This window comes from Gordonia sp. VNK21, assembly GCF_046098115.1.
Lineage (GTDB): Bacteria > Actinomycetota > Actinomycetes > Mycobacteriales > Mycobacteriaceae > Gordonia.
Genome location: NZ_JBJURU010000037.1, coordinates 1 through 1,866, shown reverse-complemented (window position 1 = coordinate 1,866; position 1,866 = coordinate 1). Strand labels below are relative to the sequence as shown.

Annotated in this window: 4 protein-coding genes and 1 pseudogene; 4 read left to right on the top strand and 1 reads right to left on the bottom strand. The window is 68.3% G+C overall.

Annotated features, from left to right (window positions below; genetic code table 11):
* Positions 1-330: SDR family oxidoreductase (locus tag ACJMNC_RS18245; protein WP_408949360.1), on the top strand; the 330-nt coding region annotated here is incomplete at its 5' end.
* A gap of 12 nt (positions 331-342) precedes the next feature.
* Here ACJMNC_RS18245 and ACJMNC_RS18240 read toward each other — a convergent pair.
* A complete protein-coding gene (locus ACJMNC_RS18240) occupies positions 343-912 on the bottom strand; it encodes a hypothetical protein (RefSeq protein ID WP_408949359.1) in 570 nt (189 codons plus the stop codon).
* Positions 913-938: 26 nt separating this feature from the next.
* On the opposite strand from ACJMNC_RS18240, the pseudogene ACJMNC_RS18235 reads away from it, so the two are divergent.
* The 3 genes and pseudogenes from ACJMNC_RS18235 to ACJMNC_RS18225 form a co-directional block, all read left to right on the top strand.
* A pseudogene (locus ACJMNC_RS18235) lies at positions 939-1,211 on the top strand (acyl-CoA dehydrogenase family protein); the annotation flags it as partial.
* Positions 1,208-1,339: a hypothetical protein gene (locus ACJMNC_RS18230; RefSeq protein WP_408949358.1), complete on the top strand. Its 132-nt coding sequence runs from the start codon at positions 1,208-1,210 to the stop codon at positions 1,337-1,339. The pseudogene ACJMNC_RS18235 and the gene ACJMNC_RS18230, both read left to right, overlap by 4 nt.
* Before the next feature lie 9 nt (positions 1,340-1,348).
* Positions 1,349-1,866, top strand: a 518-nt coding sequence (locus ACJMNC_RS18225; protein WP_408949361.1) for an SDR family NAD(P)-dependent oxidoreductase, incomplete at its 3' end; no start/stop codon positions are given.

The following is a 1,866-nucleotide window of genomic DNA, read 5'->3' as shown; positions in this document are numbered from 1 at the left end:
CTAACAGCACTCCGCGCGCCGGAACGCGGCTACAACAACTTCTCGTACGCCGCGCGCAAGGCGGGAGTCCACCTCCTCACCCAGCAGCTGTCGGCCGAGCTCGCCCCGGGGATCACCGTCAATGCGATCGCTCCGGGCCTGTTCGAGTCGAAGATGACCGGAGCACTGCTCGAGTTCGCTCGCGACCAGGTGTCCGAGCGGATTCCGATGGGGCGGATCGGTGCTCCCGACGACGTCGCCGGCCTCGTCGCCTACCTGGCGGGGCCGACCAGTACCTACGTCACGGGCGCGGTGATCCCGTTGGACGGCGGTGTGTCCGCCCACCGCTGACGCATTCGACGCTCAGGCGACGGCGGCGAGCCGGGTGCGCAGCTCCGCCTCCAGGGCGGCGAGCCGTGCGTTGACGGCGTCGATGTGAGTCCGCAGGACGGTCAGGCGGGCCTCGCTCGGATCGTGCTCGGCTTCCAGGGCAGCATCCCGGACGTCGTCGAGGCTCGAGGCGATGTCGGCGATGTGGAACAGCACCGTCTCGTTGGAGCTGCTCGAGGCGAGGAAGCTCGACCATCGGCTGAGGGTGTCGGTGAGCCGGGCGCGTTCGTCGACCACCTGCAGCCGCAGCCGGTGCAGGCCACCGTCGGCCGCCGCCTCCTGGGCTGAGAGCACCGGCAGGGTGCGGGGCACGATGTGCCCGCGGGAGATCTCACTGAGCTCGTCGTCGGCCAGCGCGTGCAGGAACTCGGAGAGCGCCAGCCGGGTCACCGGCGCCCAGCGCCGCTCGGTGGAGCGTGACACCACCTTGTCGAGCACCATCACCGTCAGGATGAAGGTGACCAGACCGGCGGCGAGACCGGAGAGAATCACCACCTCGCTCCACACATTCGTCGAGATGTCGAGCCAGACGATCACCAGCACCAGCGCGAGCGCACCCGCGCTCGACCATGATGCGTCGCGGGACCGGCTTCCCCCACGCAGAGGGCAGCATGTCGAAGCTTAAGGCCAGCGAGGTCGCGGTACGTGCGACGTCGTCGGCCATCCAGATCTTGGGCGGCAACGGCTACACCCGCGACTTCCCGGTGGAACGGTGGGCGCGTGACGCCAAGATCTTCACCATCTACGAGGGCACCAGCGAGATCCAGCGCCTGGCGATCGGCCGCGATCTCCGGCCGGCGCATCCACTGATCCCCACCCCACTCACAAGGAGACTCCCATGAGCTCGACCCCCGACTTCGACCTGACGGGAACCACCGCCCTCGTCACCGGCGGCAGCCGCGGTATCAGCCGCATGATCACTGAGGGCCTGCTGCGGCGCGGCGCGCGCGTGTACGTGTGCAGCCGCTAACAGCACGAACTGGATGCGACTGCCGCCGAACTCGCCGCGATCGGCGACACCCGCACCTTTACCGCCGACCTGGGCGCCGTCAACGGCGTGTACGCCCTGGCAACACATCTGACCGATCGGGAGAGCGCACTGCGCCTGCTGATCAACATTGCCGGTGCCAACTGGGGTGCGCCCATCGACGACTTCCCGGCCTCGGGCTGGGACAAAGTCCTGAACGTGAATCTGAAAGGCGTCTTCGTCCTGACGCAGGCGCTGCTTCCGCTCCTGCGGGCGGCGAGCGTGCCCGGTGACCCGGCACGGGTGGTGAACATCGGCAGCATCGACGGACTCCGCGCGCCGGAACGCGGCTACAACAACTTCTCGTACGCCGCGAGCAAGGCGGGAGTCCACCTCCTCACCCAGCAGCTGTCGGCCGAGCTCGCCCCGGGGATCACCGTCAATGCGATCGCTCCGGGCCTGTTCGAGTCGAAGATGACCGGAGCACTGCTCGAGTTCGCTCGCGACCAGGTGTCCGAGCGGATTCCGAT

Excerpts from the sequence above, each read along its gene's own strand:
- ACJMNC_RS18230 (WP_408949358.1), top strand. The coding sequence starts at position 1,208 with ATGAGCTCGACCCCCGACTTCGACCTGACGGGAACCACCGCCCTCGTC.